The sequence below is a fragment of the Arthrobacter sp. NPDC057388 genome, assembly GCF_042668165.1.
In the GTDB taxonomy this organism is placed as follows: domain Bacteria; phylum Actinomycetota; class Actinomycetes; order Actinomycetales; family Micrococcaceae; genus Arthrobacter.
In genome coordinates, this window is record NZ_JBHVBL010000084.1 from 1 (window position 1) to 6046 (window position 6046).

Sequence of the window (6046 nt, forward strand, 5' to 3'; positions counted from 1 at the left end):
GGCCCGGCGGTTCCACCGCCGGGCTGCTGCATTTAGGTCCGGGACCGTCCCCCGCCAGCCTGTGCTGCAGGAGTGAACCGAGGTATCAGGACGGGTACTGCCCGCGGCGGACCTGGGGCTTGGGCAGGCGAAGCTTTCGGAACTGCAGGGAACGCATGGACCCGTACCAGACGGTGCCGCGCTCAACCTCGCCGAACTTTTCTGCGAGGCGCTTCCGCAGCTTACGGGACAGGATGAAGGCGTCAACGAAAACGGCCAGGAACATCACCCAGAAGCCGCCCAGCACGTAAACCATCATCTCGCTGCTGGCCGGCACCACGAATGAGACGATAACGAACACCAAAGCGCCGAACATCAGGTACTCGCCCAGGTTGAAGCGGGCATCCACGTAGTCGCGGGCGAACCGCTTCTGCGGGCCCCTGTCGCGGACCGGCAGGAACCTTTCGTCGCCGGTGTCCAGGGCCTGGCGCATCTTCAGGCGCTGCTCCTGGGCGGCCAGACGCTCCGCTTCCTTGGAGGCCTTCCGGTCCTCCGGCACCAGCGGGCGCTTACGCGCCGCTTCCTGTGCCTTGCGCTTGGGCGTGGGCGCGCCTTTGCCTGCTACTGCGGCTGCTTCGGCAGCCTGCTGGTCAACTACATCCTGCGCCGCTGGCGCTTCCTTTTTACGTCCGAACACCACAACAGAATACCTTGGTGCCGTGTGCCCCCGGTCATGCCCGCCGGGCCCCGGGCGGGCTTGCGGTGGCCTCCGGCGCCTGGAAAATGCGGTGTTTGTTGTGGCTTGTGACACAGGTAGTGTTTGGCCATGACTTCATACCCCGCGGCGACCCCGCAACAGTACGATGCCCGGCAATCCGGACGGTCCGCTGCCGGCGTCGACACCAACGCCCTTCGGGCAGCTGTAGACGCGGCCTTTGACACGACGGTTGCGCAGCTGAAGGACCTGGTGGCCATACCCGGCATCGCCTGGCCCAGCTTCGACCCCGCCCCGCTGGACGCCAGCGCCGAGGCGGTCGCCAATCTGGTGCGGGAGGCCGGCATCGGGGATGTCCGGATCCTGCGGTGCGACAAGGAGGATGGTAGCCCCGGCGGGCCCGCTGTTGTGGCGCGCCGCGAGGCGGCGCCCGGCAAGCCGACAATCCTTCTGTATGCCCACCACGACGTACAGCCGCCCGGGGATCCGGCGCTGTGGGAATCTGAGCCCTTTACCGCCGTCGAACGCGACGGGCGCCTCTACGGGCGCGGTGCGGCCGATGACAAGGCAGGCATCATGGCCCATGTCGCCGCCTACGGCGCCGTGAGCCGCGTACTCGGCGATGAGTTTGGGCTGGGTGTCACCCTCTTCTTCGAGGGCGAGGAGGAGGCCGGGTCGCCGACCTTCAGGACGTTCCTGGAAACCCACCGGGAGCTGCTGCGGGCCGACGTCATCGTGGTTGCCGATTCGAGCAACTGGAAAGTGGGAGTGCCGGCGCTCACCACGAGCCTGCGGGGGCTTGTTGACGGAACCTTCGAGGTTCAGGTCCTGGACCACGCCGTGCACTCAGGCATGTTCGGTGGGCCGGTGCTCGATGCCCCCACCCTGCTCTCGCGCCTGATCGCAACACTGCACGACGACGACGGCAGTGTTGCCATCGCCGGCCTGGTGGGCAGGGATGAAACCGGCGTGGACCTCACGGAGGAGGAGTACCGGGCGGATTCGTCAGTGCTCGACGGCGTGAAGCTGGCCGGCACGGGAAGCATTGCCTCTCGGCTCTGGACCAAGCCGGCGCTGTCGATCATCGGCTTCGATGCGCCGGCCGTCAACGTTGCCTCCAACACCTTGCTGCCCAGTGCCCGCGCCAAGTTCAGCCTCCGGCTCGCCCCCGGCCAGGATCCGGCGGAGGCCATGGAGGCGGTGCGCCGGCACGTGGAGACTCATGCACCGTTCGGCGCGAAGGTGACGTTCACGCCGGGGGAGAGCGGCAACGCCTTTCAGACGGACACCGGCTCGGCCGCTGCCGGCTTCGCCATGTGGGCGCTCGGCGAGGCCTGGGGTGTTCCGGCCGTGGAAATGGGGATTGGCGGTTCCATTCCCTTCATCAGCGACCTGACGGACCTGTACCCCGAAGTCCAGATCCTGGTGACCGGGGTGGAGGACCCGGATTCGCGCGCCCACTCCGCAAATGAATCCCTGCACCTGGGGGATTTCCGCAACGCGGTCGTGGCCGAGGCCCTGCTGCTGGCCAGGCTGAATTCCGAGGGCCTGCGCTGACCGGCTGATGGGAACAATGCGGGGCCCGTGGGGGTTACGCCTGAAGTTAGAGCTCCGCGCCGGATCGACGTAGCATGTAGCTATAGCCCGTACTGTTTCCGTAGGGGCAGGCACCGTGCAAGCGGGGCAGCCACAACCGTCGTTAGTAAGGTAGGCCAATGAGCACTACGACCAATGAAAACAGCACCGAACCCACCGGCCCGGCCAGTGAGGAACTGGCGAGCCACGAGGTTCAGCTGACGGACGTTGCAGCAGGCAAGGTCCGCAGCCTCCTGGAGCAGGAAGGCCGCACCGATCTTCGCCTCCGCGTAGCCGTGCAGCCGGGTGGCTGCTCCGGCCTCATTTACCAGCTGTACTTCGACGAGCGCCTCCTTGACGGTGACGCGGTACGCGACTTCGACGGAGTCGAAGTTGTCGTCGACAAGATGAGCGTGCCGTACCTCAGCGGTGCCAGCATCGACTTTGAAGACACCATCTCCAAGCAGGGTTTCACCATCGACAACCCGAACGCGGGCGGCTCGTGCGCCTGCGGAGATTCGTTCCACTAAAGGGTCAGCAAGCCCTTCCTCATACCTCTTGGCGGCGCCGGTGAAAACCGGCGCCGCCACACGGTGGGGACATGTGGGCGAAAACCTGCGGGGAGCGGTAAGCTCTACACCGAGTAGTAAAACTTTTAGTGTGCCCGGGAAGCTTTTTGCCGCCCAGGCAACAGCAACAAGTAGGAAGGGCCGTCTGTGAGTTCGCAGAACCGAACCGGCAGCCGACGCAAAACGATCACAATGATCACTGGCTTGGCAACTGCCGGCGCGTTGGTTTTGACTGGATGTTCGCCAGAGGTAGAGAAGGGGTGGCTGCCCACCGAGCGTGGCACCACCAATCACACTGACCGCATCATGGACCTCTGGGTCAACTCATGGATTGCCGCCCTCGTGGTGGGCATCATCACCTGGGGTCTGATCGTCTGGTGCCTCGTGGCCTACCGCCGCCGCAAGGGCACCGTGGGCTTCCCGCGGCAGACCAGCTTCAACCTGCCCCTCGAGGTCTTCTACCTGACGATCCCGCTGTTCATGGTCCTGGTGTTCTTCTACTTCACCGACCGTGACCAGCAGGCGATCGATGACCGCTCGCAGCCGGCCGACGTCGTGGTTGACGTTCGCGGCAAGCAGTGGGCCTGGGACTTCAACTACAAGAAGGGCGACGTCATCACCGAGGACGTCCACGAAGCAGGTGTCCAGGCGCACCTGACAGGCAAGGAAGTGGACAAGGAGAAGCTCCCCACCCTCTACCTGCCCGTCAACAAGTCCGTTGACCTGGAGCTGAACGCCCGCGACGTCATCCACTCCTTCTGGGTTCCTGCATTCCTGCAGAAGCGGGACATGATCCCGGGCAAGACCAACTACATCCGGTTCACGCCCACCAAAGAGGGCACCTACGACGGCAAGTGCGCCGAGCTCTGCGGTGAGTACCACTCCGAAATGCTGTTCCGCGTCAAGGTTGTTTCCGAGTCCGAATTCCAGGCTCACATGAACCAGCTTCGCCAGGACGGCAACACGGGCCTGCTCGGCGATGAGTATGACCGCAACCCGAACCTGAACGCAACGAAGTAAGGGAAGCGAAGTGGCTACTTACACCCAGACCCCCGGGATCCTCGAGGCTCCCGTAGTTCCCAAATCCAAGGGACGCATCGTCGTCAACTGGATCACCTCCACCGACCACAAGACCATCGGGTACATGTACCTGATCGCGTCCTTCGTGTTCTTCTGCTTCGGCGGCGTGATGGCCCTGCTCATCCGTGCCGAGCTCTTCGAACCCGGCATGCAGATCCTGCAGACCAAGGAGCAGTACAACCAGCTGTTCACCATGCACGGCACGGTCATGCTGCTCATGTTCGCCACCCCGCTCTTCGCGGGCTTTGCGAACGTGATCATGCCGCTGCAGATCGGTGCGCCTGACGTGGCGTTCCCCCGACTGAATGCGCTGGCCTTCTGGTTCTTCCTGTTCGGCTCCACCATCGCCGTTTCCGGTTTCATCACCCCGCAGGGTGCTGCATCGTTCGGCTGGTTCGCCTACGCACCGCTCTCCAACACCACCTTCAGCCCCGGCGTCGGCGGTGACCTGTGGGTCTTCGGCCTGGCGCTCTCCGGCTTCGGCACCATCCTGGGTGCGGTCAACTTCATCACCACGATCATCTGCATGCGTGCCCCGGGCATGACCATGTGGCGCATGCCGATCTTCACCTGGAACACCCTCGTCACGGCCATCCTGGTCCTCATGGCGTTCCCGCCGCTGGCCGCAGCACTCTTCGCCCTCGGGGCGGACCGCCGCTTCGGTGCCCACATCTTCGACCCGGAGAACGGCGGCGCCGTCCTGTGGCAGCACCTGTTCTGGTTCTTCGGCCACCCCGAGGTGTACATCATCGCCCTGCCGTTCTTCGGCATCGTGTCCGAGATCTTCCCGGTCTTCAGCCGCAAGCCGATCTTCGGCTACAAGGGCCTGGTGTACGCGACCATTGCGATTGCTGCTCTGTCCGTGACCGTATGGGCGCACCACATGTACGTGACCGGCTCCGTGCTGCTTCCGTTCTTCTCCTTCATGACCATGCTGATCGCGGTCCCGACGGGCGTGAAGTTCTTCAACTGGATCGGCACCATGTGGCGCGGTTCGCTGACGTTCGAAACCCCCATGCTGTGGAGCATCGGCTTCCTCATCACGTTCCTCTTCGGCGGCCTGACCGGCATCATCCTGGCGTCCCCGCCGCTGGACTTCCACGTCTCCGACTCCTACTTTGTGGTGGCCCACTTCCACTACGTGGTGTTCGGCACCGTGGTGTTTGCGATGTTCGCCGGCTTCTACTTCTGGTGGCCGAAGTGGACCGGCAAGATGCTCAACGAGCGCCTCGGCAAGATCCACTTCTGGCTGCTGTTCCTGGGCTTCCACGGCACGTTTCTGATCCAGCACTGGCTGGGTGTTGAAGGCATGCCCCGCCGTTACGCCGACTACCTGGTTGAGGACAACTTCACCTGGATGAACCAGTTCTCCACCGTCGCCTCGTTCGTCCTGGGTGCGTCCCTGATCCCGTTCTTCTGGAACGTCTACATCACCGCACGCAACGCCGAAAAGGTTCAGGTTGACGACCCCTGGGGCTTCGGTGCCTCACTGGAGTGGGCCACGTCCTGCCCGCCGCCGCGTCACAACTTCACGTCCCTGCCCCGTATCCGCTCGGAGCGTCCGGCACTGGACCTGCACCACCCTGAACTCTCCCAGTCACACACCGTTGAGTCGCCGGCACCGGCAGCAAACGTGCTCGGCAACGCTGATCAGAAGGACACCGCGCAATGAGAATCGAATCATGGATTTTTGGAGCAGGAGTTTTCTTCTTCGTTCCGGTTTCGATCATCTACGGCTTCCTCACCAACTGGTCTGAGTGGGTCGGCATCCTGGGCATCCTCCTGGTGGGTGGCCTGGCAGGCATGATCGGTGCCTACCTCGGCTTCACCGGCAAGCGCGTGGGTATGCGTCCCGAAGACCGTGCAGACGCCGAGATTCATGAAGGCGCCGGCGAACAGGGCCACTTCAGCCCCTGGAGCTGGTGGCCGCTGGTACTGGGCCTCTCCTGCGCAGCAGGTTTCCTTGGCCTGGCCGTAGGCTTCTGGATCGTCTTCATCGCCGGCGGCATGGCTCTGGTGGCCCTCGTTGGCTGGGTGTACGAGTACAGCCGCGGAGACCACGCACACTAGCTGTCCGGGTCCTCAGGGAACAGTCTTAAAGAACGACGGCGGCCCCCACCTTTTCGGC

General features: G+C 63.9%; 6 protein-coding genes. 5 read left to right on the forward strand and 1 reads right to left on the reverse strand.

Annotated features, from left to right (window positions below; translation table 11 throughout):
- Positions 1-85: 85 nt before the first annotated feature.
- Positions 86-676, reverse strand: a complete 591-nt coding sequence (locus ACFUTU_RS21005) for a DUF3043 domain-containing protein (protein ID WP_377967858.1) — start codon at positions 674-676, stop codon at positions 86-88.
- A 129-nt stretch (positions 677-805) separates the two neighbouring features.
- On the opposite strand from ACFUTU_RS21005, the gene ACFUTU_RS21010 reads away from it, so the two are divergent.
- From ACFUTU_RS21010 to ACFUTU_RS21030, 5 genes are all read left to right on the forward strand, one after another.
- Positions 806-2251: a dipeptidase gene (locus ACFUTU_RS21010; RefSeq protein WP_377967860.1), complete on the forward strand. Its 1446-nt coding sequence runs from the start codon at positions 806-808 to the stop codon at positions 2249-2251.
- Positions 2252-2409: 158 nt separating this feature from the next.
- Positions 2410-2799 carry a HesB/IscA family protein gene (locus tag ACFUTU_RS21015; protein WP_377967862.1) on the forward strand — a complete coding sequence of 130 codons (390 nt, stop codon included), beginning with the start codon at positions 2410-2412 and terminating at the stop codon, positions 2797-2799.
- Between the two features lie 186 nt (positions 2800-2985).
- Positions 2986-3858, forward strand: a complete 873-nt coding sequence (gene coxB, locus ACFUTU_RS21020) for a cytochrome c oxidase subunit II (RefSeq protein WP_377967864.1) — start codon at positions 2986-2988, stop codon at positions 3856-3858.
- 10 nt (positions 3859-3868) lie between these two features.
- Positions 3869-5590 (forward strand): cytochrome c oxidase subunit I, encoded by a 1722-nt coding sequence (gene ctaD / locus ACFUTU_RS21025; protein ID WP_377967866.1) that lies wholly within the window; start codon positions 3869-3871, stop codon positions 5588-5590.
- Positions 5587-5988 carry a cytochrome c oxidase subunit 4 gene (locus ACFUTU_RS21030; RefSeq protein WP_102974540.1) on the forward strand — a complete coding sequence of 134 codons (402 nt, stop codon included), beginning with the start codon at positions 5587-5589 and terminating at the stop codon, positions 5986-5988. The genes ctaD and ACFUTU_RS21030 overlap by 4 nt, the downstream gene beginning before the upstream one ends.
- Positions 5989-6046 lie beyond the last annotated feature (58 nt).

Excerpts from the sequence above, each read along its gene's own strand:
- ACFUTU_RS21015 (WP_377967862.1), top strand. The coding sequence starts at position 2,410 with ATGAGCACTACGACCAATGAAAACAGCACCGAACCCACCGGCCCGGCC.
- ACFUTU_RS21030 (WP_102974540.1), top strand. The coding sequence starts at position 5,587 with ATGAGAATCGAATCATGGATTTTTGGAGCAGGAGTTTTCTTCTTCGTT.
- ACFUTU_RS21010 (WP_377967860.1), top strand. The coding sequence starts at position 806 with ATGACTTCATACCCCGCGGCGACCCCGCAACAGTACGATGCCCGGCAA.